Raw genomic sequence first — 24,236 nt, 5'->3', positions numbered from 1 at the left:
CATTGCAGATGTCCGCAGACTAGCGGTAAAAGCGGCGGTTTTGTAGATCTTTGCAACATTTGCCTGAAAAAGAACTGCGACAAGAAATGTGAGAGGGGGCTTGCTCCCGATTGCGCTGGGGCAGCCAATAGAATTCTTGGCTGTCAGACCGCTATCGGGGGCAAGCCCCCTCCCACATTTGGCTACGCGTGCAGCTTAGCGAACACCGTCCTGGCGCAGGGCCGCCGGGGTGAAGTCGCTGGTGGTGGCGGTGAAGCCAAAGTCATACGCCTGTTTCTCTTCGTTCTTCATGCCCAGGGCCAGGTAGCGGCCGGACTGCAGGTCGTAGAGGGTTTCCAGGGCGTACCACGGCACTTGTTTGTCGTAGTAGTTCTCGGCATGGGCTTCGGCGACGCGCCACAGTTGGCCGCGACCGTCGTAGTGGTCGATCACGGCCGCTTGCCAGGTGTCTTCGTCGATGAAGAAGTCACGCTTGGCGTAGATGTGGCGCTGGCCTTCCTTCAGGGTCGCGACCACATGCCACACGCGGCGCAACTCGTAGCGTGCGAGGTCCTGGTTGATGTGGCCGGCCTTGATGATGTCGACATACTTGAGTTTCGGATCGTCGATCTTGTAGCTGTTGGAGGCGATGTAGATTTCTTTCTTGCCTTCCAGTTTCCAGTCGTAGCGGTCCGGCGCACCGTTGTACATGTCGAGGTTGTCGGAGGTACGCAGGCCGTCGGCGGCGGTACCCGGCCCGTCATAAGACACTTGCGGCGCCCGGCGTACACGGCGCTGGCCGGCGTTGTAGACCCACGCCGAGCGCGGTTCCTTCACCTGGTCGAGGGTTTCGTGGACCAGCAGCACACCACCGGCCAGACGTGCTGGCGCGGTCACTTGCTGCTTGAAGTAGAACAGCACGTTGCCGGGGTTTTTCGGGTCGAAGTCCTTCATTTTGTCGCGGAACACGAACTGGTCTTTGAAATACACCAGGCTGAACGAACCGTTGGTCTGCGGCGTGGCCTGGGTCACCAGGCGGGTCACGCTGCCGCCGCGATAGCGGGTGATGTGGTTCCAGATGACTTCAACGCCGCTTTTCGGAATCGGGAACGGCACGGCGGTTTCGAAGTTTTCCAGGCCGTTGCCGCCGGACACCAGGTTGGTGGTGGTGGCGTTCTTCTTGATCGAGGCGAACACCTCGGCCGGTACGGTGGCGCCGCGATGGGTCGGGTAGACCGGCATCTTGAAGGTGTCCGGGTAGCGCTTGAACATCGCGTACTGCCCCGGCGCCAGCTTGTCTTTGTATTGCTCGACGTTTTGCGCGGTGATGGTGAATTGCGGTTGTTCGCTGGCATAAGGGTTGGCCAGGAAACCACGGGCGTCGACGGCGCCGGCATTCGTCGGCAACGGCGACCATTTAGGAATGGTGCCTGCGGCGTTACCGGCCATTTCGGCGCCCATCGGGGTCAGGGTCGTGCCCAGCTTGGCGGCCTCATCCGCCGACACCGCCGCCATGACGTTACTCGCCAGGATCGACAGCCCAAGCACACCGACGTGCAACAGACTTTTAGTTATTTTCATGTTCTGGTTCTTCCTGAAATGCAGTGTGCTTAGAAGTTGGCGCCGACGCTGAGGGCGATGAAATCACGGTCGTCCACAGTGGAATACTTACCGCCGAAGAAGTTGGTGTAGGCCAAGCTCGCGGTGTAGGTATTCTGGTATTCAGCATCCAGGCCGAGACTGACAGCCTTGCGACCTTCTTCGAAGTTGCCGCCAGGGCCTGGCGAATAACCGCTGACGTCATGGGACCAGGCCACGTTGGGCTTGAGGTTCACACCCGCGAACACATCCGGGTATTCCCAGATTGCCCGGCCGCGATAGCCCCAGGAGTTGGCGGTGGTAAAGCCGTCATTGTTGCAGTTGGCCGTCAGGTTACTGCGGTCTGTACCTGCGCCCGCACCGGCAATGGTTCCCGCGTTGAGCGTCGCGCACAGTGGACCTTCCCCAGGACCAAATACCGGATCACGCCCGTAGCGCGCTTTCGAGCTGCTTTCCAGGCCGCCGACGTGGGTCAGCCCCACTTCGCCCACCAGTGTCAGCCGGCTGGCGCCCATGACCTGATCAAAGAAGTGCGTAAAGGTGGTCTGGAGCTGGGTGATTTCCTTGCGGCGGTAGCCATTCAGATCCTGACCGGCGGCGCCCTTGAGCGGGGAAGCACCGTTCAAGCCTATCAACGGCGTAACGCCCGCGTACAAGATGTCGGTGGTGTTGAGCTGAACCGGCGCGTTCGGCCGGTAGCTGATCTCGCCGCTCCACGCTGTGCCGGTAGGCAAGGTTGTCGAGAAGCTCAAACCGTACAAGCGAATGTCTTCTGGATATTCGACGAAGTAGCTGGAGTTACCGGCCACGATGAGTGGACGCAGACTACTGGCTGGCGTGAACGTCAATGCGTTAGCCGCGGCGTAAGTCGCAGCCGATGCGCCCTTGGCGCTGAAAATCGGCGCACGGCTGTGGTAGTTCATGAAATAAGCGCCGAACTCAGTGTCCAGCGGCTCGAAGTTGTAGTGCATGGCTACACCGAACTGCCCGCCATCACGCGCGTCGCGATCAGAGCCGCGCTTGACCAGCACACCTTCTTCGTTGATGTTGACGCCAAACTGATTCATCAGCGGCAAACCACCGCCTGCGGTTATCACAGAGCGCTTGCTGAGCAACCGCAGGTTGTCATTGCAGCCGCCTGTAATGACGTCCGCCTGGGAGAAAAATGTCCCGCAGTTATCGGTGACGGTCTTCTCCCAATCCAACTGATAGAAGCCTTCCGCCGACAGGTTTTCGGTCAGTGTCTGCGACACATAGAACATGTTGACCGGAATCAGGCCTTCCTTGATCTCGGCACCCGGGCGACGGAACGCCGCTACGTCAATCGGGTTGATGGAGTTGATGCCGCCGCCGATGAAGGTACTTTCGCCCCAACTTACAACCTGCTTACCGAAACGCGCGGAACCGGGCTCATCGGCAATCGAGTAGTTGTGATAAATGAAGGCGTCGAGAATTTCCCCGCCGGAAGACCGGGCGCCCATAGGACGGCCTTTGTCACTGATGTCCTTGAACTCACGATTTTCGTCCTTGAGTTCAAAGTCATACCAATATTTGCCGCGTACAAACACACCGGTGTCGCCGTATTTCAGTTCCAGGTCATGGATGCCCTTGAAGATTTTCGAGAACGTCTCGCCGCGCTTGAAGTTCAAATGGCCGTCATCGGAGGTCTGGGACAAGCCCTTGCCGCCATTGTTGACGCCGATCAGATCGCGGTTGGCCTTGGCTGTCGACCAACTCGCCCCCACGGAAAGAGAGGAGTCAAAATTCCCTTCGATTTCACCGATATTGAAACTGACGCCGAATGCCGGCCCGGCGAGCGTAGAAGCGAGACTGACGGCCAGGGGCAATCTTGCCCGGCGCCAGAACTGATTTACTGAGGTCATCGACGCTACTCCATGTGCATTATTGTTATGGCAGTGAGTTCTTTCGGTGATGCATGTAACGGCCGGAATACAACGATTCCAATGCCGCCCGGCAACCGAGCCCCCATGGCTCGAAGCGCAACATCCTTGAAAAACTCTGAGAGGGACTATAGCCAGCAGGGGGTACCGCTTGATCCCTCTAAAGTGTGATTTGCATCACCGACCCGTCTGCCACAGCCCTTTTGCCACGTCGACGAAGGCCGACGCGGCAAGGATGGCTGAAAATCGGCAAATCACAAGTGAAGCCGCGAGATAGAGCATTGCCGTGCCCGAACGGGCACGGCAAAAGGTATCAAAGGGTAGAGAGGAACGTACTGTTGTTGGCCTGCCACTCAATGATGTCGACGCGGATACGTTTTTTGTCGAGCTTGCCGACACTGGTCTTGGGAATTTCAGTAACAATGGCGATCTGGTTTGGAATCGCCCACTTGCTCAAGTGGCCCAACTCCACGAACGGCTTGAGGTGCTCCTTGAGTTCACGGGCGCCTATCACATGGCCATCACGCACCACCAGCAACGCAAACGGGCGCTCGCCCCACTGCGGATCGGCGATGCCCACCACCGCTACTTCGCGTACCGCCGGGTGGCGGCTGACCAGGTCTTCCAGAGCCAGGGACGAGATCCACTCGCCGCCGGTCTTGATCACGTCCTTGATGCGGTCGCGGATATCGATCACCCCAAACGCGTCGAGGGTCGCCACGTCGCCGGTGTGCATCCAGCCGCCTTCCCACAGCTCGGCGCCCTTTTGCGGCTCGTTGTAGTAACCCTCGGTCAGCCACGGCGCGCGTAGCACCAGTTCGCCCTGGGACTCGCCATCGGCGGGCAGGAAATGCCCGTCGCTGTCGATGATTGCCGCTTCCACCAACGGCCCGGGCACTCCGGCCTTGATGCGGTAAGTGGTGCGCTCGTCCTCGGTGCCGGCCATCAGCTCATCGTTGAGATGGGCGCAGGACACCAACGGCCCGGTCTCGGACATGCCATACGCGGCGGTCAGTTGAATCCCACGGGCCTTGGCCGCTTCATACAGCGTGCGATTGAGGGCGCTGCCGCCGATGACGATTTTCCAGCCGCCAAAGTCCACGCCCTGGGCGGCCTTGGCGTTGAGCACCATTTGCAGGATGGTCGGCACACAGTGGGAAAAGGTGACCTTTTCCTTGCGCCACAGCTCCACCAGGTATTCCGGATCGTAACGCCCGGGGTAGACCTGTTTCAGGCCCAGCATGGTGGCCACATACGGCAGGCCCCAGGCATGCACGTGGAACATCGGCGTGATCGGCATGTACACGTCGTTGGTGCCCAGCAAGCGCACGCTGTCGACACTGCCCATGATGGTCGCCACGCCGATGGTGTGCAGCACCAATTGGCGATGGGTGAAGTACACACCCTTGGGGTTGCCGGTGGTGCCGGTGGTATAGAAGGTGGTGGCGACGGAATTTTCGTCGAAATCCTCGAAATCGTATTTCGGGCTGGCGGCGGCCAGCAGGGTTTCGTACTCCCCCACCAGGTTCGGCAGCTCAGCGGTTTTCTCGGCCGCATCGGTCAGCAACAAGGTTTTGTCGACGGTGGTGAGCTGCCCGGCAATCGCCTGGTAGAGCCCCACGAACTCGCTGTTGACCAGCACAAAGCGGTCCTCGGCGTGGTTCATGGTGTAGAGAATCTGTTCCGGCGACAGGCGCACGTTGATGGTATGAATCACCGCGCCGATCATCGGGATGGCGAACATGCATTCCAGGTAACGGTGGCTGTCCCAGTCCATCACGGCAACGGTATCACCAGCCTTGACCCCGGCTTCGGTGAGCACATTGGCCAGGCGCGCGACCCGCTCGATCAGGGTTGGATAGGTGTAGCGCAGCTTGTCGCGGTAGATGATTTCCCGGGTCTTCTCATAACGGGCCCCGGACATGAGCAGGCGTTTGATCAACAGCGGATATTGGTACGCACCTTCGGCGGGCGGGATAACACGGGTCTGCAACATACGAATCCCTTTTTATGACTGCACGGTCTCGGCTTGAAGACCTGCACTGTAGAGACGTTAGGTGCCGACCAAATCAGCCAAAGGAATGATTTGCAGCCTGCTGCGAATGATAGCTTTGCGCCAACATCCTCTTCGGGACATGAGCAAATTAGATCAGGAAGCACCCTTCGCTGAAAGGCGAACCTTCCGACATTCGTCACGGATAGCAACTCTTTACGCTTTGGACTTTCGTCGCATCCATCGCTAAAGGACCGCTATGCACAACGATCCCATGCACCGCACGGACACACTCAACCCGAACAAGGATTTCATCGGCGGCAAACAGAAACGGCATTGGATAGAGTTCCAATTGCTGGATGAGCAGGGCGAGCCCCTGGCGAACCTGCCTTACCGTGCGGTGAATGAGGCCACTCGTGAGCGTGTTGTGCCGGAGTTTCTTGGCCGCAGCGATGCCGAGGGGGTGATTCGCGTTGAGGGCTTGCATCCGCTGCCTATCACGTTGTTGATGGAGGCCAACCCTTTGGCCGATCAACTGCAAACGCGTCGTTTGCGTGCTGAGCGCGCAGAGCCGCCTCGACCGATTATCGGGGATCGTACACCGCTGTATGGCCCGCAACGCTCAGGCTTTTCGCCGATTGAGAAGCAGGCGCTGGCTGCGGGGCGCTGTTACCACTATCTGCGAATCGGTCAATTATGTGACCAACAACCAACATTCCAGCCCCCCTTGAACGATTCGAATAAGCTACCGGCGTTTCATTTCCCGGAACGAAAGTTCAACGGCTTCACCGTCAGTGGCGATGAACTGGACCGTCGTCATGTGCTGGAAGTCTGCCCATTTCGCGCCTGGTCTCTGATGTTGCATCACCAGTCTGGGTACAGCCTGGTCAATGCCTACAACCTGGGGTTGATGAGTATTTTGGCGTATAGCACGCGGGATGAACGCGAACTGGGTTCCGTCAACGAGTTTTTCGAGCAGCAATGCCTGGATTTGTCACGCACACCTCGGGTTTGGGATAACGGCCAGGCATGGCCATGTGTGGTGGTTGATGTGCCTTTTAGTGATCGTTATTTGACGATCAAAGCCTTGGATACCGCTAAGGCAGACGTGCCGGAAGGTCATACCCAGCTGCTTTACGCTATCAGTGCATCCCAGGCGTTGGTGGCGTGGCGCGGCACTGAGATGGAAGGGCTTGCTGACCTCATCACCGATGCGACCTTTCGTCCTGTGAAACCGGAGATCGCTGCGGTTTGCGAGCCTAAGGTTCCTTGCCCTGACCTTACTGCTGTGGGCAGTGTGCACCTTGGCTTTCGCGATGCCTTTGAGGTGGCGAGAAGAGTTTTTGATACTGATTTTGGCAAGACGATTCTTGGTGGTGCTCGCGATAAAAAATTGTTCATCTGCGGCCATAGCCTGGGCGGCGCGCTTGGCCTCATCCACGCGGCCTCGCTGAAAAACCATAACCCTCTGCTCTACACCTACGGCATGCCCCGCACCTTCACCCTCCACGCCATACAGTTTTTGGGCGACCTATGGCACTTTCGCCATGTCAATGACATGGACGCCATTCCTCGCGTGCCCCCCGAGGCCGCGCTGGACAATTACCTATATGACGCCTATGGCCCTGTCGGCCTGCTCGCTGGGTTTAGTTGGTCGCTACGTCAAGCCGTCTCCAGCGCAGTATTCAAACATGAAGACCCGTTCAGCCATCACGGTGAGATCGCCATGTTTTTCCGGGCCAAGCAACACCAGCAACAGGAGATCACACCATACCCCGCTTACCGCAAACCCGATGGCACGCCCTATCGCAGCACTATCGCCTACGAACTGCCGGAAAAAGCCAAGCTGTATTTGGTCCCCAGTCTGAGCGAGGACGGTGACCAGCAAGTCGAGCAGGCCACGCAGTGCCTGAACACATCGCTGAACGCCGAAAGCCGGGCCCGGTTCTTCCCTCGCTACAGCAACCCGGCGACGGGTCGAATGCCGCGTATTGGCGATCACTTCATGTCGCAATACCAACCCTATATCCATAACCAATTACTGGAATCGATTGATGCAGAGCGCGATCCGTTGCTGGAGCGACAGGTCCAACGGCGCAAGTTCGAACAACAGCTAAAGGATTACTACGGGAGCATTCACGAGGACGAACTGACCCGCAATTGCGTGTTCCTCGACTTACAGCGCCTGGTAGACCAAGCCCTGCATATCACCCAGCGAGTAGCAGGTGGCACCGAGGCGCTGCAGCGTTTTAACGCCATTGCCGACCCAAAAGCTTATTACGAGAAGACCGATGGTTAAGCCGATCAACATGCGAAAGAACAAAATCCGGTTTCTCCGCCTGCTCACTGTTGTGTGCGCGATGTTTTTTAGCCTCAGTGGATGCCGTCAGGATTACAGTCTGGCGCCGCCTGCCAACAGCGAAAAAATAACCGTCACCGTGAAACTGCCCAAGGAACTAAAAACCGAAACTATGTGGGTGATGTACCGCTCGCCCATTTGTAAGCGTGTCGACTACGGCGCCAGCGGCCAGCGCACTGAACGGGATGGTCATCACTCGGTTTACAAGGAACTGGAGCGCCAGGGGCAGAGTGATCTCTACCAAGTAGAACTGCCGAAAGATGGCGGTGGCGCGTGCCGCTGGCATTTGGCGAATGTGACCTTTGGCGTGGCTTATGCCGATCCGACGCGTTTTGGCGAGAATGTGACTTCAGGGGGAGGGGGCGGCGTGGTTGTGATATTTGACTACAACGACTCGCCACGGGGAGGAGCTGATATCAAGGTTGAAGGCGATCTGACGATCAAGAAGGATTACTACCCTTGGGTCGATGAAGAGTTTTTGGGGCCTTACAAAAAAACTGTGGGCTTGGCCGGCGAGGGCAGCATTTACCTCAGTTACCAAGCATTACAGGCGCGGCAGGTATATTTCGAACCAGTCATACATTCCGATTTCATAGTTTATTCGGCGGGGCCCAAGGAAAAAAAGGAGGGAAACCACACCGCTTTCACCTATCCCGACGGCAATGTCGTGGCAGATGGTCAATCGACGCCAGACTTCTGGAAACTACAAAGCCTGCGCACAGGACGCGCCCCCGAGTGTTTTTCACGCTGGCGTTATGCCGATTGTCGGGACCCCCGCCCGCAGCTGTTACCCGACTGGCTCCCAGAACCGGATAAGCCCGGGTTTGGGCGCTACCTCATTGTGGACGAATGGGGGAAAAGACTGCCTTCGTATAGCTATAGGCTGGTCGGTAACAACGGTCAAATATTCGAGGAGAAGACAGATGTCGAGGGGCTTACCGACCCCTTACCGGAGAGCGCCCATCCAGTACGTGAAGTCGATTTCCCCAACAGGAGATGGTGATGCCGCCTATACAAAAATTGGCTTTCGAACCCGCTGGTTCCGCCAAGGACAAAACCATATTCCATCTTGGTACCGGTCGTAAGAGAGTTCGACTCATTTCATACTGGTGAACGCCAGTTTTACACCGATGGCAATCAACACCGCCCCCATCGTCCGATCGAACCAATGCCCCATCCGCGCAAACCCTGCACGCACCCGCTGCTGGCTGAACAACATCGCCACCAAGCAGAACCACGCCGCCGTCGCTACCGCCAGGTACACGCCATAACCCGCCTGCACCGCCAGCGGTGTGTGCGGGTTGATCACCACGGTAAACAGCGACAGGAAGAACAACGTGGCCTTGGGGTTCAAACCGTTAGTCACAAAGCCTGCGGTAAACGCCCCGCGTGGGGTGCGTTCGCCGACTTCGCGGTGCAGCTCGCCCTCGGCGGCTGGCTTGGCCGGCTGGGCGCGCAGGGCCTTGAAGCCGATGTACAGCAGGTAGGCCGCCGCCGCCCATTTCAGTGCGTTGAACAGCACGATGGACTGGGACACGATCAAGCCGATGCCGAGCAACGAGTACCCCACGTGCAGGAAAATCGCCGAGCCCACGCCCAATGCGGTCCAGGTCCCGGCGCGGCGGCCGTGGGTGACACTTTCGCGCACCACCACCGCGAAATCCGGACCGGGGCTGGCCACTGCCAGCAGGTGAATCAAGGCCACGGTCAAAAACTCGGCGACGTACATACTCACTCCATTAAGTAACGGATTATTTCATCTGATAGGCTCGGCAGATTACGCCTTCGAACCCTGTCACAAAAGGTACAGTTGATGACGAACAATCGCCGCGCCGTCTTCCTCGATCACCCATCCCTCGACCTGGGGGATCTCGATCTCAGTGAGCTGCACAACTGTTTCAGCGAGCTGCAGCTGTTTGAGCAGACCACGCCGCAGAATGTGGTCGAACGCCTGCAAGGCGCCCAGGTCGCTATCAGCAACAAGATTGCGCTCAACAGCGAAACCCTGGCCGCCTGCCCCGAACTCAAACTGATCCTGGTGTCGGCCACCGGCACCAATAACGTCGACCTTGAAGCCGCCCGCGCCCATGGTGTCACCGTCAGTAACTGCCAGGGCTACGGCACGCCGTCGGTGGCGCAGCATACGATCATGCTGCTGCTCAACCTGGCGACGCGGCTGAAGGACTATCAACGGGATGTCAGCGCGGGCAAATGGCAAGCCGCCAAGCAGTTCTGCCTGCTGGACCACCCGATCGTCGAGCTGGAGGGCAAAACCCTCGGTTTGCTCGGGCATGGCGAACTGGGCAGCGCCGTCGCACGGCTGGCCGAGGCCTTCGGTATGCGCGTCATACTCGGCGCCATTCCCGGGCGCCCTGCCCGCGCCGACCGCATGCCGCTGGATGAATTGCTGGCGCAGGTCGACGCGTTGACGCTGCACTGCCCGCTCAACGAACACACCCGCGACTTGATCGGCGCCCGCGAGCTGGCGTTGCTCAAGCCCGGCGCGTTTATCGTCAACACCGCGCGCGGCGGCCTGATCAACGAACAAGCCCTGGCCGACGCCTTGCGCAATGGCCACCTGGGCGGCGCGGCGACCGATGTGCTGAGCGTCGAACCCCCGGTGCATGGCAACCCGTTGCTGGCCGATGATATCCCGCGCTTGATCGTCACGCCCCACAACGCCTGGGGCAGTCGCGAAGCGCGGCAGCGGATTGTCGGCCAACTGGCGGAAAACGCCCGCGGCTTTTTCAGCGGCGCCCCGCTGCGCGTCGTCAGTTGATAAACTGCGCCCCTTTTCAAGGAGCAGACCATGGATCCGCGCAGTGAAGTACTGCTTCGTCAGGCCGAACTTTTTCAAGGCAACCTGCTGCTGGTGGGGTTGCCTGCCGACGATTTGCTCGGCCGCCTGCCCAACGCCCACGGCTGGTGCTGGCATGCCGGTGACCAGGCTGCGCTCGACGCACGTTTCCCCGAGCGCAGCCAGTTCGGCGTGAATGTGCCGCAGCGCACGTTTGATGCGGCAGTGATCTTCCTGCCCAAGTCCAAGGACCTCACCGACTATCTGCTCAACGCCGTGGCCGCGCGCCTGCCCGGTGCCGAGCTGTTTCTGGTGGGGGAGAAAAAAGGCGGGATCGAAAGCGCCGCCAAACAGATGATCCCCTTCGGCAAGCCGCGCAAACTCGATAACGCACGGCACTGCCAGTTGTGGCAGGTCACCGTGGCCAACGCGCCGCAAGCGGTGGAGCTGGAGAGCCTGGCGCAGGTTTTCGAAGTGCCGCTGGCCGAAGGTCCGCTGAAAGTGGTGAGCCTGCCGGGCGTGTTCAGCCATGGCCGCCTGGATCGTGGCACCGAGTTGTTGCTGGAGCATTTGGACAAACTGCCCAGCGGCCACCTGCTGGACTTCGGTTGCGGCGCCGGCGTGTTGGGCGCGGCGGTCAAACGTCGCTACCCGCACAATACGGTGACGATGCTCGATGTGGACGCCTTCGCCACCGCCAGCAGCCGCCTGACCCTGGCGGCCAACGGTCTGGAAGCCGACGTGCTGACCGCAGACGGCATCGATGCCGCGCAAATGGGCTTGAACGCGATCCTGAGCAACCCGCCGTTCCATGTCGGGGTACACACCGATTACTTCGCCACGGAGAACTTGCTGCGAAAAGCCGCGAAACACCTGGCAAAAGGCGGCGAACTCCGACTGGTTGCCAACAGCTTCCTGAAGTACCAGCCGCTGATCGAAGAGCACTTGGGCGTGTGTGCGGTCAAGGCCGAAGGCAATGGTTTTCGCATCTATCGCGCCAAGCGCGGCTGATCGGCGTTTGCAAAAGAACACTTGCCGAATGGATTTTGCCTAGGCAGAATCCGCTCCGTCCTAGGGGAGTAGTCTCCCACGAGCGCCACGCTCGTCCGGCATACGTCAACATACTTGGTCAGCAGACCATGGCGTATGCGACCCAGGAGTCCGCTCAGACGGACCGGGGTTTGACAAGACCTATGACACGCACACCTTACCCGGGGCGGGAAGGCTGTACGTGTCATAGCCGTGTCGACCCGCCCCTGGAAACCTACCTGATGCTGGATTCACTGCTCGTCCCTACTGCAATCGTTGCCTTGGCCGAAATCGGCGACAAGACCCAACTGCTCGCGCTCATCCTTGCCGCACGCTTTCGCAAACCCTGGCCGATCATCGCCGGCATCATCGCCGCGACCCTGGCGAACCATGCCGCTGCGGGTGCCGTAGGTGCCTGGTTCGGCAGTTTCTTCTCGGATGCGGTGCTGCACTGGATTCTCGCCGCGAGCTTCTGCGCCACGGCGCTGTGGACCCTGGTGCCGGACAAACTCGACGATGACGAAGCCAGCACCACGCGCAAGTTCGGGCCGTTCCTGACCACCCTGATTGCGTTCTTCCTCGCCGAAATCGGCGACAAGACGCAGATCGCCACGGTGATGCTGGCGGCGCAATACCCTGAGCTGTGGCTGGTGGTTATCGGCACCACCCTGGGCATGTTGATTGCCAACGTACCGGTGGTTCTGGCGGGGAATTTTGCCGCGGAGAAATTGCCGTTGACCTTGATTCGTCGACTGGCGGCTACGGCGTTTTTTTTCCTGGCGATCGTGGCGGTGTACAAGGCCATGCAAAGCAGCGGTTGGATCTAAGGATCCAAGCCTGCAAACCCAATCCAATGTGGGAGGGGCTTGCCCCCTTCCACATTGGGATCTTCATGAGGCTTGGATTATCAGGACTTCTTGGCCTGCTGATACAACGGCATCACCTTCGGAATCGCCGCCTGCAACGAGGCGATCCGACTGTCGGAGGCCGGGTGAGTGCTCATGAACTCCGGAGGCGCGCCTTCCGAAGCCTTGGCCATCTTGTTCCACAACGTGATGGCCGCGTTCGGGTTGTAACCGGCGCGGGCCGCCAGCTCCAGGCCGATCAGGTCCGCTTCGTTTTCATTGCTGCGGCTGTTGGGCAAGGTCATGCCGTAGTTGGCCACGGTATCGGCCAGCGCCATGCTGTCCTGGCCGAGACCAAGCAACGCGCCGGCGCCCTGCTTGGCCATCTCGATGCCGTAGGCCTTGGACATGGCTTCACGGCCATGTTCGCGCAAGGCGTGGGCGATTTCATGGCCCATCACCGCCGCCAGCTCGTCATCGCTGAGCTTGAGGTTATCGATCAGCCCGCTGTACACGAAAATCTTGCCGCCCGGCCCGCAGTTGGCGTTCATCTCATCGCTCTTGATCAGGTTCACTTCCCACTTCCACTGCGCCGCATCCGGACGGAAGGTCGGCGCCTGGGCGATCAGGCGGCTGGCGATGGCCTGCACGCGCTTGGCGTTGGCGCTGGTCTTGTCCACCAGGCCTTTGCCGCTGGCTTCACCCAGGGTCTGCTGGTAGGACTGCGCATACATCTGGTCGACTTCCTGGCTCGACAGCATGCTGAACATGTACTGCTTGCGCTCCACCCCAACGGCACCGCCGCTGGTGGTGTTGACGGACTGACACCCGGCCAGCAGCACTGCTGCCGCCAATACACTTACGGCCAATGATTTCTTCATCAACACACTCTCCCTGAAAAGACGCCCTGAAAACATGGCGCGTATCCTAGGCGGTGATTTGTATCGACGCCAGATACATCAGACGTGCAGACGCTAAATTTCGGATACATCCCACAACGGTGGCGGATTTTCTGGCTCAAGCCGGAGTCAGGCACTCCGGCCCATTCAGCTTGGGATCGTTGACCATGTTGGCCAGCACCCGTTCACGCAAGGCGACCGGCTCGCTGGCCAACAGCCCCTGCAACACCGGCAGCGGCGTCTCGGGGTTCAGCCAGGCTTCCTGCCCCGCCGCATCCAGAATCAACGGCCGCCGCTGACTCTGCGCCGCCTGGGTCACCACCGCGGTGCTCAGCCACACGTGCTCCTGCACCGGATACGCTTCCCAGATGGCCGCAAAAAACAGCGTAGAACCTTCCCCTGGCGTCAACCAGTACGGCCGCTTGCGCTGGGTGCCGCGCCATTCGTAGAACCCGTTGGCCGGCAACAGGCAGCGACGCTGGCGAAACGCTTCGCGGAACATCGGTTGCTCAGCCAGGGTTTCGGCGCGGGCATGCGCCGGGGTACGGGAAAGGTCCGTCAGCCACGGCGGTGTCAGGCCCCAGCGGGCGCGGGCCAGGGTGCGCTGGCCGTCGGTGGCGCGCTGGATCAGCACCGAATCATTGGGAGAAATATTCCACTGGGCCTGCTGATCCGCCGGAAAGCCCGGCAAGGCAGCAAACGTGGGGTTCCAGCGAAACAGGGCATAACGTCCACACATGGGGCAACACGACTCTTGGGTAAACCGACCGACAGCCTAACAGACCAACACGTCGGGGAAGCTGTCGGGTTCATCGCCGGGCAACGGTTGCGCACCGTTATACGCGGTGATCAGCTCGCGCGCGCAGGCTGCCTGGTCGTTGTCCACCTCTAGCCCCAGCAGCCCGAAAATCGGCAACTCGCCGCTACCGCCGAGCAAATGGCGCCCCACCAAATGCGCCTCGATCCCTTCGCTGGCGAGCATCTGCTGCAGCAGCTCGCCTTCCATCAGGTTTTCCGGTTCGTAGATTCGCTGCATGGGCGTACCTGCTATTCGTTTTCGCTGCGAGTTTCGAGCATCCACTCTTCACCATGGACCTGCAGGTTGAAAATGATCGGTCGGCAACATACCAGACAGTCTTCTATATAGGTCTGGTCGCCGCCGGATAAATCCACGGTTGTCTCCACCACTTCACCACAATAAGGACAATCGTACAGCGCAGTTTCCAGCATCGCAGTCTCCCAAGTGACTTGTGCGTATAATCGCCGGTCTATTTACAGGGTTATATTTCGGCCGAGCCCATTACTCGGGCCGCACCCTGGTATTTCCTCTACTTACCCTAGCCGTTTCTAACAAGAGAGCATGATGGGCGAATTCGATACCATCCGACCTTACAACGACAGCGAAGTCCCGGCAGTGCTGGAGCGGCTGTTCAGTGACAAGGCCTTTCTGGACATCCTGACCCACTTCCGCTTCCCGCGCTTTGCCGGCGCGCTGGGCTGGCTGCTCAAACCCATGATCGCCCGCAAACTGCGCCGTGAATTCGCCGGCGTCACCACCGTGGCCACGCTGCAGGACAAAGTCGAGTATTACGTCGACCACACCATTGATCGAGCGACCGACGGCGTGACCTATACCGGCGTGGAACAGCTCAAATCGGGCACCGCCTACGTCTTTTTGGCCAACCATCGCGATATCGTGATGGACCCGGCCTTCGTCAACTACGCCGTGTACCACGCCGGCCTGCCGACACCGCGTATCGCCATCGGCGACAACCTGTTGCAAAAGCCGTTTGTCAGCGACCTGATGCGCCTGAACAAGAGCTTCATCGTGCACCGCTCGATCACCGGGCGAAAGGAAAAAATGGCGGCTTACCAGTTGCTGTCGGCCTACATCAACCATTCGATCCGCCACGACTGCCAGTCGATCTGGATCGCCCAGGCCGAAGGCCGCGCCAAGGATGGGGATGACCGCACCGAATCGGCGATCCTCAAGATGTTCCACGTCAGCCGCAAGGACGAGCCGTTCGCCGAGGTGATCCAGTCGCTGAACCTGACGCCCGTGTCCATCAGCTACGAATACGACCCATGCGACTTGGCCAAGGCTCGCGAGCTGTACATCCGCGCCACCACCGGCACCTACACCAAGGCACCGGGTGAAGACGATGTCAGCATTGCCCTGGGCATTACCGGCTACAAGGGCCGGGTGCATGTGAACTTTGCGCCGCCGATCACCGAGCGCTTCGAAGACACCAAGCTGCTCGCCGTGGAAATGGACCGGCAGATTCTCGGAGGTTATCGCCTGTTCCCGGTTCACTACCTGGCCTACGCCCAGTGGAGTGACGCCGACCCGCAACTGCAGGTGCCCAAGGCAGCGGATATCTTCCCGGCCGACGAGTTGGCCAAGGCCAAGGCAGAGTGGGAGCGGCGCTTGAGCGAGTGCCCGGTCGAACACCGGCCGTTCCTGGTGGTGCAATATGCAACGCCAGTGCGCAATCAATATCGGGTCAAGGCGGGAATCCCGCTGTAATACACCTAGCCAAACCTGTGGGAGCGGGCTTGCCTGCGATGCAATGGTTCAGTCACAGCGGTACCGACTGTAACTCCGCTATCGCGAGCAAGCCCGCTCCCACAGTCGTTTCAGGGTGCAACTAAAAACGCGTGCTGATCCATGAAACCAGCAGCGCCAGCCCCAGGCAGGCGAAACCAACACGATAAGCCAGGCGATGCGCCCGTTCGGTGCGTACATCCAGAAACAGCATGGGTTGGTCGATGGCGCGCTCTTCGCTTTGCGCGGCGAGCCTGGCCATGGCGCGCTGTTCTTTCAAACGGGTAATGAATAGCAGTGCAGCGCCAGAGCAGGCCACTGATAGAGCAACAACATTGATCAGCAGTCCGGGCAGCGCCATCACACACCTCGTTGAAACAGTGCTTTGGTATCCATTCAGATACAAACCTGAACGGTAGTCGCCTCCTGCGCCTAAAAGCTCCTTCCCCCATTGACGGCTAATGTATCGAGTAATTTACGGCGTCACCTGAACGTCACCTTAACCGTTCACTCTGTGGCCCTTCGAACGCTCGGGAGCTTGTCATGTTGCACGCGCAAAACCAGGATCGACTGTATTTGATAGCCCCAAGCGATGAGCAAGAGGCGCTGATCGGCGGCCTCGCGTTCAACGTCCAGGACCGCCACTGGCTGGTGTATTGCGCCCTTGGCGGGCACCAGCATGCGGACCTGCCGGAGACGGACCTGCTGACCGGGATAAGCCTGCTCGACTTCGGTATCGACACCGCGGCATGAAACGGCGGGCACAAAAAAGCCGGGCTCAGCGCTGAGCCCGGCTTGTTATTGAGCGTTATTGCGAGCTGAGCAACTGGCCGATGCTCGGGTCCTTGAACAGACGGGTCAGGGCGTCGCTCAGGACGTCGCTGACCAGCTTGGTGTTGGTCTCCTGGTTAGGCGACATACCGAAGCGCTGGTTGAGGGACGCGCCATAACGGCCGCTGTAGCGACGGGTGCCGGCGCTCACGTCGGACCTGAACGTCGCGCCGATAGTGGCCTCAGTCACGTACAGGCCGTCTTTGGGCGACTGGTATTTCAGCTCGGCCAGGGTGATGGTCAACTGCGGCGCGCCCGGCGAGTTGGCCGGGGTAAAGCCGAGCAACCGCACCGCTGCTTCAGCCTGGGCTTGCAGTTTGGGGAGCACATCGGCACCGCTCACCGACACCAGCGCGGTCTCCGGATACAGGCCACCACGGGAGCCCAGGGTCGGCGAAGGACGACCATCCACCACACGCACCGACACCGGCTGACCGTGACCCACCGGGGCCAACTGCGTGGTGAGCTTCGGTTGCGGGCTGAGTTGTTGCGGGCTATTGGCGCAGCCAACCAGGGTCAAACTGGTCACAGTGATCAAACCGAACAACAGGCGTTGCAACATGCTCTTCTCTCCAGAAATCGAGTACCGACAGGCCGGCAGTATAGCGGGCGGCCCTCGCCGGGAACTAGCGTCAGTTACAACCTAAGACCCGCAGGCATTGTAGGGGTTCGATGTCACCGATATGTCACAGCCGATACATGGGCCCGTCATCCCCGGCAGGCATGCTTGGCCTCAATCTCAGGAGGCTGACTTCATGCATTTTCTCTGGTCGCTGTTTACCCGCAAGCCCGCCCTTCGCCAATTTGCCCTGCTCGATGTGCAAGGTCGCTGCCAGGCTTTCAAAGAATGCAGCCAGCCTCCGGTCGGCGATGGCTGGGTGGAAATCGAAGAAATCCGCTTGAGCTGGATGCACCGCCCGCTGCCCGCCAGCGCGCGTATCAGCCCACGCGCGACGCAGTCGCCGCATCACCAGCCGTTGGCCGCCTGACCGAACGCCTAATAAAAGTCATAAAACACGCCCATTTCCTTGGCGTTCTTCGCTACAATCTCCCCCCGATTATAAGGACGTCTCCTGATCGGGCCTCGCAACATCGTTAATGCTTCGGTATTAGCCCCCCCAGATCGCCCACAGAGAGCCGCCCACACAGATCGTGTGAAGCTGGCGCGCTTGCTGTTTTCTTTGCAAACCACCCGCCTTTACCGAATCTGCCAGAGCTGCCATTGCGCTCGGCCACTTGAGTTGTTTGCCCGTTTTGCCGCATGCCGGCAAGGTTTTCCGGGCCAGGTGCCAGGCTGGGGCAGCCCTTTTTTGAGGTTCACGTCTTCAAAAGAGCGTGAAAAAACGGGTTTTCACAACTTCACAAGAGTGTGGCGAGCAAATGAATAGTTTGGCGTTTGTACAAGCACCATCAGCGTCTGGAACAGCCCAATCACACAGGACCGAGTGCTCCGGGGCTTGAGCCTGTCCGCTACGGATTGATTGCACGGATCGCACGCTTTGACCATAAGTCGAATTGCCACGGCAGCCCATGAATGCGTTCATAGGCGGATTAGCCCGGCAGGAAGCGTGCGCTGAACTTGCAAAGAATTGCGAATCGGACATGGCGATCCTGGCCATGGGTAACCTGGGGCAACACGTGAACCGCCCCGTCACTCCTGGCAGCCATGCCGTCAATTTGGTGCTGCAGATTTTGGAGACGCGTTAAATGGCGCATAACGAAGCAGTCGACGTAGTACTGGTAGGGGCCGGCATCATGAGTGCCACCCTGGCCGTACTGCTCAAAGAGCTCGACCCCGGCCTCAAGCTGGAAGTCGTTGAGCTGATGGACTCGGGAGCCGCGGAGAGTTCCAACCCGTGGAACAACGCCGGTACCGGCCACGCCGGGCTGTGTGAGCTGAATTACACACCCCAGGCCGCCGATGGTTCCATCGACATCAAGAAAGCTGTCCACATCAACACCCAGTTCGAGGTGTCGAAGCAGTTCTGGGCGTACCTGACCAAAAAAGGCACCTTTGGCTCGTCCAAGTCCTTTATCACCCCGGTGCCGCACCTGAGCTTCGTGCAGGGCGACAAAGGCGTAGCCTTCCTCAGGAAGCGCTTTGAAACCCTCAGCCAGCATCATGCATTTTCGGATATGCGCTATACCGAAGACCGCAATGAGATGGTCGAGTGGATACCGCTGATGATGCCAGGCCGCCCGCTCGACGAGAAAATCGCCGCGACCCGTGTGCAGAACGGCACCGACGTCAACTTCGGCGCCCTGACCAACCAGTTGCTGAACCACCTGACCAGCGCGCCCGATGCCCAGGTCAAGTACAGCAAACGCGTGACCGGCCTCAAGCGCAATGGCGCGGGCTGGACCGTGAGCATCAAGGACGTCAACAGCGGCAACAGCCGCGACGTGGACGCCAAGTTCGTGTTCCTCGGCGCCGGTGGCGCGGCCCTGCCGCTGCTGCAAGCCTCGGGCATCGAAGAAAGCAAAGGTTTCGGCGGTTTCCCGGTCAGTGGCCAGTGGCTGCGTTGCGACAACCCGGAAGTGGTCAAGCACCACCAGGCCAAGGTCTACAGCCAGGCCGCCGTGGGTTCGCCACCGATGTCCGTGCCGCACCTGGACACCCGCGTGGTCGATGGCAAAACGTCCCTGCTGTTCGGGCCTTACGCCGGTTTCACCACCAAGTTCCTCAAGCACGGCTCGTTCCTTGACCTGCCGTTGTCGGTGCGCGCCGGCAACATCGGCCCGATGCTGGCCGTGGCCCGGGACAACATGGACCTGACCAAGTACCTGGTCAGCGAAGTGATGCAGTCCATGGAACAGCGCCTGGAATCCCTGCGCCGCTTCTACCCGCAAGCCAAAGCCGAAGACTGGCGCCTGGAAGTGGCCGGCCAACGGGTGCAGATCATCAAGAAAGACCCGAAAAAAGGCGGCGTGCTGCAATTCGGCACCGAGCTGGTCGCGGCCAAAGACGGCTCGCTGGCGGCGCTGCTGGGCGCGTCCCCGGGCGCTTCGGTGACGGTGTCGATCATGCTCGAACTGATCGAACGCTGCTTCCCGACCAAGGCTGCCGGCGAGTGGGCGGCCAAACTGCACGAGATCTTCCCGGCCCGTGAAAAGGTCCTGGAGACCGATGCCGAGCTGTACCGCAAGATCAACGCGCAGAACAACATCAGCCTGGAACTGGTTGAGCAAAACAACGAAGCCCAAAGCTACGCTTAAGGCCACTCGAAATAAAAAAAGCCCCGCTTCTCGATATGAGCAGCGGGGCTTTTTTTCGCCTGCGATCAGCCGCGTGCGTTATCGATCAATTCAATGTACTCGGCGGCGTTGCGCTGGTCCTTGATCAGGTCGACGAAGGTCTGGCCATGCTCGTCCTTGCCATCGAGGTCCAGGCCGGCGGCCTTGAAGAAGCCCAGGAAGCGCTCGAAGTCGTCGATACGCAGGCCACGATAGGCCTTGATCAGTTTGTGCAGGGAGGGTGAAGTCGCGTCGACGGGTTCGAAGTCCAGGAACAACTTGATCTGATCGTCGCCGATCTCGTCACCAATCACCTGTTTCTTATCTTTACGCATTACCGACTCCAGCCTGCGGACATTTACATGGGGTTTGAAGTCTACCTGCGAGGCGCGGGCGGCGAAAGCGCTGAGAACCACTGTGGGAGAGGGCTTGCTCCCGATTGCGCTGGATCAGTCAATTAGCTGTCGACTGACACACCGTCATCGGGAGCAAGCACCCTCCCACATTGGGTTCGTCAGGGTGCTGGCTACTTGGTGCGTACCACGCCGGTATGCAGATCCGCCCAGATATGCCCGTTGGCATAACTGAGGAACTGCACATACACCGTGTCATTGCGCAGCAGGTCGACGATCACGCGGTATTGGGTCGCGGGGTAGGACAAGGTCAGGGTCTTGGTCTTGTCATCGAACACCGGCTTTTTCAGGCTTTTGCTTTCGGCGTCGAAATTGACGATCACCTGGGCGATGCTTGCGCCTTTGTTCAAGGACTTGCCCTTGAGGCGAATCATCACCGGCGACGTCACCGGGATCGGCTGCTGCGTGGATTGGCGCTGATTACCGACCACCACGGCATACTCGGTGACTTGCAACAGTTGCTGCTGATCGGGCGCTTCGGCGCGCAGGGCCAGGTCGTCGGGCGGCAGGAATTGGCTGTGCATCGGCGCCGGGGCGGCGGCCAGCGGCAAGCTGAGGGTCAGCGCCAGGGCGGCGCAGGTGCGAATCAACAGGCTCATGGGCCGCTCCGGGAAAGATGGCCCAGCACTGTAGCTCAATCGAACTGGGCAAGCATCCAGCGTTGATACTCGGCCACATCGGCATCGCCTTCGCGAGGTGCCCAGTCGGCCAATTCACCCTCGCCCACCGGTCGGTACGGCCCGGCCTTGCACTCGAACATCACCGTGTCAGGCGCCAGCACCACCAAACCGTGGAATACCCCCGGCGGCAGATCGATGCCCGAACACTCGCCGCCCGCCTGCATCACGCGCTTGGCGATCACTTCACCGCTGTCGCTGAACAACAGCACCCCCAGGCGCCCCTGGAGCACCAGCAGGGTTTCCGCCTTGTCCGCACTCAGATGCCGATGAGGCGGCACGTAGGTGCTGGGTTGCAAGCCCACGGCCAGGCGATGGCAGGGCTCTTCCATCTCGTGGAAGTTGTGGTGGTGTCGGCCACGGGGGCTGGCGGCCGCTTTCTCGGCCAATTCAGCAAACAGCGTCTGATCAAGAAAGCGGGCCATGCATTACATCCCTTTAACGGCGTAAATCCCATTGGCGTTGCGCCAGTAACCTTTGTAGTCCATGCCGTAACCGAAGATGTAGCGGTCGATGCACGGCAGGCCGACGAAATCGGCCTTCATTTCGGGGCGCGCCTTGCGGTCGTGGTCTTTGTCGATCAGCACGGCGGTATGGACTTTGCGCGCGCCGGCGTGTTTGCAGAAGTCGATGATCGCGCTCAGGGTGTGCCCTTCATCGAGGATGTCGTCGATGATCAGCACGTCGCGGTCGATGAACGAGACTTCCGGCTTGGCTTTCCAGAACAGGTCGCCGCCGCTGGTTTCGTTGCGATAACGTGTAGCGTGCAGGTAGGACGCTTCCAGCGGGAAGTGCAGATGGGTCAGCAATTTGCCGGCGAAGATCAGACCACCGTTCATCACGCAGAAGACCACCGGGTTGGTGTCGGCCATTTCGCGGGTGATCTGTGCGCCGACCTTGGCGATCGCCTCTTCGACTTGCGCTTCGGTGTACAGGCAGTCAGCCTCGCGCATGATTTGACGGATATGCTCGAGATCAGCGGACATGGCGCTCTCCAGGGGGTGCTGTGGCAAGAAAAGCGGGCAAAGGTACGCATGTGAGGCGCAACGTTCAAGCCTTAATGGACTAACGTGCTAGATGTCTATAGGACAACACCCTCGGATAGATTAATCTAGGCCGGTTTTTTTGCCCGCCGCCGGAGCCTTTCCCATGCCCACTCGCGAGATCCGCCATCCGCTGATCCGACACAAGCTCGGCCTTATGCGCCGCGCCGACATTAGCACGAAGAACTTCCGTGAGCTTGCTCAGGAAGTCGGAGCGTTGCTCACCTACGAAGCCACCAAAGACCTGCCCCTGGAAAGCTACGAGATCCCCGGTTGGGCCGGCCCCGTCCAGGTCGAGAAGATCGCCGGCAAGAAAATCACCGTGGTGCCGATCCTGCGCGCCGGCATCGGCATGCTCGAAGGCGTCCTCAGCCTGATCCCCGGCGCCAAGGTCAGCGCTGTGGGCGTGGCTCGCAATGAAGAAACGTTGCAGGCCCACACCTACCTGGAAAAACTCGTACCGGAAATCAACGAGCGTCTGGCGATGATCATCGACCCGATGCTCGCCACCGGCAGTTCCATGGTTGCCACCATCGACCTGCTGAAGAGGGCCGGTTGCAAGGACATCCGCGCCATGGTGCTGGTCGCCGCGCCCGAAGGCATCGCCGCCGTCGAGAAGGCCCACCCGGACGTGCAGATCTACACCGCGTCCATCGATGAGCGCCTGAATGAAAACGGCTACATCATCCCAGGCCTGGGCGACGCCGGTGACAAGATCTTCGGTACCAAGCAGAAGGACGCGTGAGCATGCAGGATGAATTCAACGACCCGCTTTGGCGCCAGATCCTGTCTGGCGCACAAATGCTCTTTGTGGCATTTGGCGCGTTGGTGTTGATGCCGCTGATCACAGGTCTTGATCCAAACGTCGCCTTGTTCACCGCCGGCCTGGGCACGCTGCTGTTCCAGCTGGTGACCGGGCGGCAGGTGCCGGTGTTTCTGGCGTCGAGCTTTGCCTTTATCACCCCGATCATTCTCGCCAAGGGCCAGTTTGGCCTGGCGGCGACCATGGGCGGGGTGATGGCGGCCGGTTTCGTTTATACCTTCATGGGGTTGGCGGTGAAGATCAAGGGCACCGGTTTCATCGACCGGCTGCTGCCGCCGGTGGTGATCGGTCCGGTGATCATTTCCATCGGCCTGGCCATGGCGCCGATTGCCGCCAACATGGCGATGGGTAAATCCGGCGATGGCGCCGAGCTGATCCATTACCAGACGGCGATGCTGATCTCGATGCCGGCGCTGCTGACCACCCTGATCGTGGCCGTGTTCGGCAAGGGCATTTTCCGCCTGGTGCCGATCATCTCCGGCGTGCTGGTGGGCTTTGCCATGGCGTTCTACTTCGGCGTGGTCGATACGGCCAAAATTGCCGCCGCACCGTGGTTCGCCCTGCCCCACTTCACCGCGCCGGAGTTCAACTGGCAGGCGATTCTGTTTATCGTCCCAGTGGCCCTGGCCCCGGCGATCGAGCATATCGGCGGTGTGATTGCAGTGGGCAGCGTGACCGGTCGCGACTACCTGAAGAAGCCCGGCCTGCACCGCACCCTGCTGGGTGACGGGATTGCCACCACGGCCGCCGGCCTGTTTGGCGGCCCGCCGAACACCACCTACGCCGAAGTGACCGGCGCAGTGATGCTGACCAAGAACTACAACCCGAAGATCATGACCTGGGCGGCAATCTTTGCCATCAGCCTGGCGTTTATCGGCAAGTTCGGCGCACTGCTGCAGAGCATTCCAGTGCCGGTGATGGGCGGGATTCTGTGCCTGCTGTTCGGCTCGATCGCCGCCGTGGGCATGAACACGCTGATCCGCCACAAGATCGACCTGGGCGAAGCCCGCAATCTGGTGATTGTGTCGGTGACGCTGGTGTTCGGGATTGGCGGTGTGCTGATCGGCACCGGCACCGGGCCGGACGATTTCGGCCTGAAGGGCATCGCCCTGTGTGCGGTGGTAGCGATTGGCTTGAACCTGCTGCTGCCGGGCAATGATGGCTGGAAGCACAAGAAGCCGGATGAGCCGTTGATCTAACCAGCACTGCAAAACTGAATGTGGGAGGGGGCTTGCCCCCGATGACGGAGTGCCAGTCGACATCTAATCG

25 protein-coding genes and 1 riboswitch are annotated in these 24,236 nt (G+C 60.0%); of the genes, 11 read left to right on the top strand and 14 right to left on the bottom strand.

The features are described from left to right. Nucleotides 1-195: 195 nt before the first annotated feature. From INT12_RS07885 to INT12_RS07875, 3 genes are all read right to left on the bottom strand, one after another. Nucleotides 196-1,560: a DUF1329 domain-containing protein gene (locus tag INT12_RS07885; protein ID WP_017845943.1), complete on the bottom strand. Its 1,365-nt coding sequence runs from the start codon at nt 1,558-1,560 to the stop codon at nt 196-198. Between the two features lie 29 nt (nt 1,561-1,589). After that, nucleotides 1,590-3,461 (bottom strand): DUF1302 domain-containing protein, encoded by a 1,872-nt coding sequence (locus INT12_RS07880; protein WP_017845944.1) that lies wholly within the window; start codon nt 3,459-3,461, stop codon nt 1,590-1,592. Nucleotides 3,462-3,792: 331 nt separating this feature from the next. After that, on the bottom strand, nt 3,793-5,475 hold the full coding sequence (locus INT12_RS07875) for a fatty acid--CoA ligase (protein ID WP_017845945.1): 1,683 nt from the start codon (nt 5,473-5,475) through the stop codon (nt 3,793-3,795). Nucleotides 5,476-5,731: 256 nt separating this feature from the next. On the opposite strand from INT12_RS07875, the gene INT12_RS07870 reads away from it, so the two are divergent. Next, nucleotides 5,732-7,771: a lipase family protein gene (locus tag INT12_RS07870; protein WP_193039757.1), complete on the top strand. Its 2,040-nt coding sequence runs from the start codon at nt 5,732-5,734 to the stop codon at nt 7,769-7,771. Continuing rightward, complete coding sequence (locus INT12_RS07865) at nt 7,764-8,834, top strand: hypothetical protein (protein ID WP_193039758.1); 1,071 nt, start codon at nt 7,764-7,766, stop codon at nt 8,832-8,834. Before INT12_RS07870 ends, INT12_RS07865 begins: the two co-directional genes overlap by 8 nt. 93 nt (nt 8,835-8,927) lie before the next feature. On the opposite strand, the gene INT12_RS07860 is transcribed toward INT12_RS07865, so the two are convergent. Continuing rightward, nucleotides 8,928-9,560 (bottom strand): LysE family translocator, encoded by a 633-nt coding sequence (locus INT12_RS07860; RefSeq protein ID WP_017845948.1) that lies wholly within the window; start codon nt 9,558-9,560, stop codon nt 8,928-8,930. An 84-nt stretch (nt 9,561-9,644) separates the two neighbouring features. On the opposite strand from INT12_RS07860, the gene INT12_RS07855 reads away from it, so the two are divergent. The 3 genes from INT12_RS07855 (at nt 9,645) to INT12_RS07845 (ending at nt 12,484) form a co-directional block, all read left to right on the top strand. Further along, nucleotides 9,645-10,610: a 2-hydroxyacid dehydrogenase gene (locus tag INT12_RS07855; RefSeq protein ID WP_017845949.1), complete on the top strand. Its 966-nt coding sequence runs from the start codon at nt 9,645-9,647 to the stop codon at nt 10,608-10,610. A 30-nt stretch (nt 10,611-10,640) separates the two neighbouring features. After that, nucleotides 10,641-11,639: a class I SAM-dependent methyltransferase gene (locus INT12_RS07850; RefSeq protein WP_193058809.1), complete on the top strand. Its 999-nt coding sequence runs from the start codon at nt 10,641-10,643 to the stop codon at nt 11,637-11,639. Between the two features lie 51 nt (nt 11,640-11,690). Next, nucleotides 11,691-11,810, top strand: a riboswitch (yybP-ykoY riboswitch). A gap of 89 nt (nt 11,811-11,899) precedes the next feature. Beyond that, the gene (locus INT12_RS07845; RefSeq protein WP_193058812.1) at nt 11,900-12,484 is read left to right on the top strand and encodes a TMEM165/GDT1 family protein; all 585 of its coding nucleotides are present in this window, start codon (nt 11,900-11,902) and stop codon (nt 12,482-12,484) included. Between the two features lie 80 nt (nt 12,485-12,564). On the opposite strand, the gene INT12_RS07840 is transcribed toward INT12_RS07845, so the two are convergent. The 4 genes from INT12_RS07840 to INT12_RS07825 all read right to left on the bottom strand — a co-directional run bounded on the left by INT12_RS07840 (nt 12,565) and on the right by INT12_RS07825 (nt 14,631). Beyond that, the gene (locus INT12_RS07840) at nt 12,565-13,383 is read right to left on the bottom strand and encodes a M48 family metallopeptidase (protein ID WP_193039759.1); all 819 of its coding nucleotides are present in this window, start codon (nt 13,381-13,383) and stop codon (nt 12,565-12,567) included. A 136-nt stretch (nt 13,384-13,519) separates the two neighbouring features. Next, entirely contained in the window at nt 13,520-14,140 is a 621-nt protein-coding gene (locus tag INT12_RS07835; RefSeq protein WP_193039760.1) for an SOS response-associated peptidase, read from the bottom strand. A gap of 36 nt (nt 14,141-14,176) precedes the next feature. Then, entirely contained in the window at nt 14,177-14,437 is a 261-nt protein-coding gene (locus INT12_RS07830; RefSeq protein ID WP_017845954.1) for a putative signal transducing protein, read from the bottom strand. Between the two features lie 11 nt (nt 14,438-14,448). Then, nucleotides 14,449-14,631, bottom strand: coding sequence for a CPXCG motif-containing cysteine-rich protein (locus INT12_RS07825; protein ID WP_193039761.1), 183 nt, complete (start codon nt 14,629-14,631; stop codon nt 14,449-14,451). 133 nt (nt 14,632-14,764) lie between these two features. Here INT12_RS07825 and INT12_RS07820 point away from each other — a divergent pair, with 133 nt between their 5' ends. Then, nucleotides 14,765-15,928, top strand: a complete 1,164-nt coding sequence (locus INT12_RS07820) for a 1-acyl-sn-glycerol-3-phosphate acyltransferase (RefSeq protein WP_169850554.1) — start codon at nt 14,765-14,767, stop codon at nt 15,926-15,928. 121 nt (nt 15,929-16,049) lie between these two features. On the opposite strand, the gene INT12_RS07815 is transcribed toward INT12_RS07820, so the two are convergent. Further along, complete coding sequence (locus tag INT12_RS07815; RefSeq protein ID WP_102617129.1) at nt 16,050-16,307, bottom strand: hypothetical protein; 258 nt, start codon at nt 16,305-16,307, stop codon at nt 16,050-16,052. A 182-nt stretch (nt 16,308-16,489) separates the two neighbouring features. On the opposite strand from INT12_RS07815, the gene INT12_RS07810 reads away from it, so the two are divergent. Next, nucleotides 16,490-16,699, top strand: a complete 210-nt coding sequence (locus INT12_RS07810; RefSeq protein WP_017845958.1) for a hypothetical protein — start codon at nt 16,490-16,492, stop codon at nt 16,697-16,699. A gap of 55 nt (nt 16,700-16,754) precedes the next feature. Here INT12_RS07810 and INT12_RS07805 read toward each other — a convergent pair whose 3' ends face one another. Then, nucleotides 16,755-17,339: a YajG family lipoprotein gene (locus INT12_RS07805; RefSeq protein ID WP_017845959.1), complete on the bottom strand. Its 585-nt coding sequence runs from the start codon at nt 17,337-17,339 to the stop codon at nt 16,755-16,757. A gap of 193 nt (nt 17,340-17,532) precedes the next feature. Between INT12_RS07805 and INT12_RS07800 the strand changes: the two genes are divergently transcribed. Together INT12_RS07800 and mqo are read left to right on the top strand one after the other, a co-directional pair. After that, a complete protein-coding gene (locus INT12_RS07800; protein ID WP_017845960.1) occupies nt 17,533-17,766 on the top strand; it encodes a hypothetical protein in 234 nt (77 codons plus the stop codon). A gap of 718 nt (nt 17,767-18,484) precedes the next feature. Continuing rightward, nucleotides 18,485-19,993, top strand: a complete 1,509-nt coding sequence (gene mqo, locus INT12_RS07795; protein WP_017845961.1) for a malate dehydrogenase (quinone) — start codon at nt 18,485-18,487, stop codon at nt 19,991-19,993. A gap of 65 nt (nt 19,994-20,058) precedes the next feature. Here the strand turns inward: mqo and INT12_RS07790 are convergent, their stop codons facing one another. From INT12_RS07790 to INT12_RS07775, 4 genes are all read right to left on the bottom strand, one after another. Continuing rightward, nucleotides 20,059-20,346, bottom strand: a complete 288-nt coding sequence (locus tag INT12_RS07790; protein WP_017845962.1) for a PA4642 family protein — start codon at nt 20,344-20,346, stop codon at nt 20,059-20,061. A 191-nt stretch (nt 20,347-20,537) separates the two neighbouring features. After that, on the bottom strand, nt 20,538-21,023 hold the full coding sequence (locus INT12_RS07785; protein WP_017845963.1) for a hypothetical protein: 486 nt from the start codon (nt 21,021-21,023) through the stop codon (nt 20,538-20,540). Between the two features lie 35 nt (nt 21,024-21,058). Then, nucleotides 21,059-21,526, bottom strand: a complete 468-nt coding sequence (locus INT12_RS07780; RefSeq protein WP_017845964.1) for a WbuC family cupin fold metalloprotein — start codon at nt 21,524-21,526, stop codon at nt 21,059-21,061. 3 nt (nt 21,527-21,529) lie between these two features. Next, entirely contained in the window at nt 21,530-22,087 is a 558-nt protein-coding gene (locus tag INT12_RS07775; RefSeq protein ID WP_017845965.1) for a hypoxanthine-guanine phosphoribosyltransferase, read from the bottom strand. A 163-nt stretch (nt 22,088-22,250) separates the two neighbouring features. On the opposite strand from INT12_RS07775, the gene upp reads away from it, so the two are divergent. Together upp and INT12_RS07765 are read left to right on the top strand one after the other, a co-directional pair. Beyond that, nucleotides 22,251-22,889: a uracil phosphoribosyltransferase gene (upp, locus tag INT12_RS07770; RefSeq protein WP_017845966.1), complete on the top strand. Its 639-nt coding sequence runs from the start codon at nt 22,251-22,253 to the stop codon at nt 22,887-22,889. 2 nt (nt 22,890-22,891) lie between these two features. After that, entirely contained in the window at nt 22,892-24,166 is a 1,275-nt protein-coding gene (locus tag INT12_RS07765; protein WP_017845967.1) for a uracil-xanthine permease family protein, read from the top strand. Nucleotides 24,167-24,236: the final 70 nt, after the last annotated feature.

Origin of the sequence: Pseudomonas sp. K8 (genome assembly GCF_014889455.1) — a bacterium.
GTDB lineage: Bacteria > Pseudomonadota > Gammaproteobacteria > Pseudomonadales > Pseudomonadaceae > Aquipseudomonas > Aquipseudomonas veronii.
The sequence above is the reverse complement of the archived record's forward strand: the minus strand, read 5'-3'. Positions and strand labels throughout refer to the sequence as shown.

Coding starts and splice junctions, on each gene's coding strand:
- INT12_RS07885 (WP_017845943.1), bottom strand. CDS start 1,560: ATGAAAATAACTAAAAGTCTGTTGCACGTCGGTGTGCTTGGGCTGTCG.
- INT12_RS07880 (WP_017845944.1), bottom strand. CDS start 3,461: ATGACCTCAGTAAATCAGTTCTGGCGCCGGGCAAGATTGCCCCTGGCC.
- INT12_RS07875 (WP_017845945.1), bottom strand. CDS start 5,475: ATGTTGCAGACCCGTGTTATCCCGCCCGCCGAAGGTGCGTACCAATAT.
- INT12_RS07870 (WP_193039757.1), top strand. CDS start 5,732: ATGCACAACGATCCCATGCACCGCACGGACACACTCAACCCGAACAAG.
- INT12_RS07865 (WP_193039758.1), top strand. CDS start 7,764: ATGGTTAAGCCGATCAACATGCGAAAGAACAAAATCCGGTTTCTCCGC.
- INT12_RS07860 (WP_017845948.1), bottom strand. CDS start 9,560: ATGTACGTCGCCGAGTTTTTGACCGTGGCCTTGATTCACCTGCTGGCA.
- INT12_RS07855 (WP_017845949.1), top strand. CDS start 9,645: ATGACGAACAATCGCCGCGCCGTCTTCCTCGATCACCCATCCCTCGAC.
- INT12_RS07850 (WP_193058809.1), top strand. CDS start 10,641: ATGGATCCGCGCAGTGAAGTACTGCTTCGTCAGGCCGAACTTTTTCAA.
- INT12_RS07845 (WP_193058812.1), top strand. CDS start 11,900: ATGCTGGATTCACTGCTCGTCCCTACTGCAATCGTTGCCTTGGCCGAA.
- INT12_RS07840 (WP_193039759.1), bottom strand. CDS start 13,383: ATGAAGAAATCATTGGCCGTAAGTGTATTGGCGGCAGCAGTGCTGCTG.
- INT12_RS07835 (WP_193039760.1), bottom strand. CDS start 14,140: ATGTGTGGACGTTATGCCCTGTTTCGCTGGAACCCCACGTTTGCTGCC.
- INT12_RS07830 (WP_017845954.1), bottom strand. CDS start 14,437: ATGCAGCGAATCTACGAACCGGAAAACCTGATGGAAGGCGAGCTGCTG.
- INT12_RS07825 (WP_193039761.1), bottom strand. CDS start 14,631: ATGCTGGAAACTGCGCTGTACGATTGTCCTTATTGTGGTGAAGTGGTG.
- INT12_RS07820 (WP_169850554.1), top strand. CDS start 14,765: ATGGGCGAATTCGATACCATCCGACCTTACAACGACAGCGAAGTCCCG.
- INT12_RS07815 (WP_102617129.1), bottom strand. CDS start 16,307: ATGGCGCTGCCCGGACTGCTGATCAATGTTGTTGCTCTATCAGTGGCC.
- INT12_RS07810 (WP_017845958.1), top strand. CDS start 16,490: ATGTTGCACGCGCAAAACCAGGATCGACTGTATTTGATAGCCCCAAGC.
- INT12_RS07805 (WP_017845959.1), bottom strand. CDS start 17,339: ATGTTGCAACGCCTGTTGTTCGGTTTGATCACTGTGACCAGTTTGACC.
- INT12_RS07800 (WP_017845960.1), top strand. CDS start 17,533: ATGCATTTTCTCTGGTCGCTGTTTACCCGCAAGCCCGCCCTTCGCCAA.
- mqo (WP_017845961.1), top strand. CDS start 18,485: ATGGCGCATAACGAAGCAGTCGACGTAGTACTGGTAGGGGCCGGCATC.
- INT12_RS07790 (WP_017845962.1), bottom strand. CDS start 20,346: ATGCGTAAAGATAAGAAACAGGTGATTGGTGACGAGATCGGCGACGAT.
- INT12_RS07785 (WP_017845963.1), bottom strand. CDS start 21,023: ATGAGCCTGTTGATTCGCACCTGCGCCGCCCTGGCGCTGACCCTCAGC.
- INT12_RS07780 (WP_017845964.1), bottom strand. CDS start 21,526: ATGGCCCGCTTTCTTGATCAGACGCTGTTTGCTGAATTGGCCGAGAAA.
- INT12_RS07775 (WP_017845965.1), bottom strand. CDS start 22,087: ATGTCCGCTGATCTCGAGCATATCCGTCAAATCATGCGCGAGGCTGAC.
- upp (WP_017845966.1), top strand. CDS start 22,251: ATGCCCACTCGCGAGATCCGCCATCCGCTGATCCGACACAAGCTCGGC.
- INT12_RS07765 (WP_017845967.1), top strand. CDS start 22,892: ATGCAGGATGAATTCAACGACCCGCTTTGGCGCCAGATCCTGTCTGGC.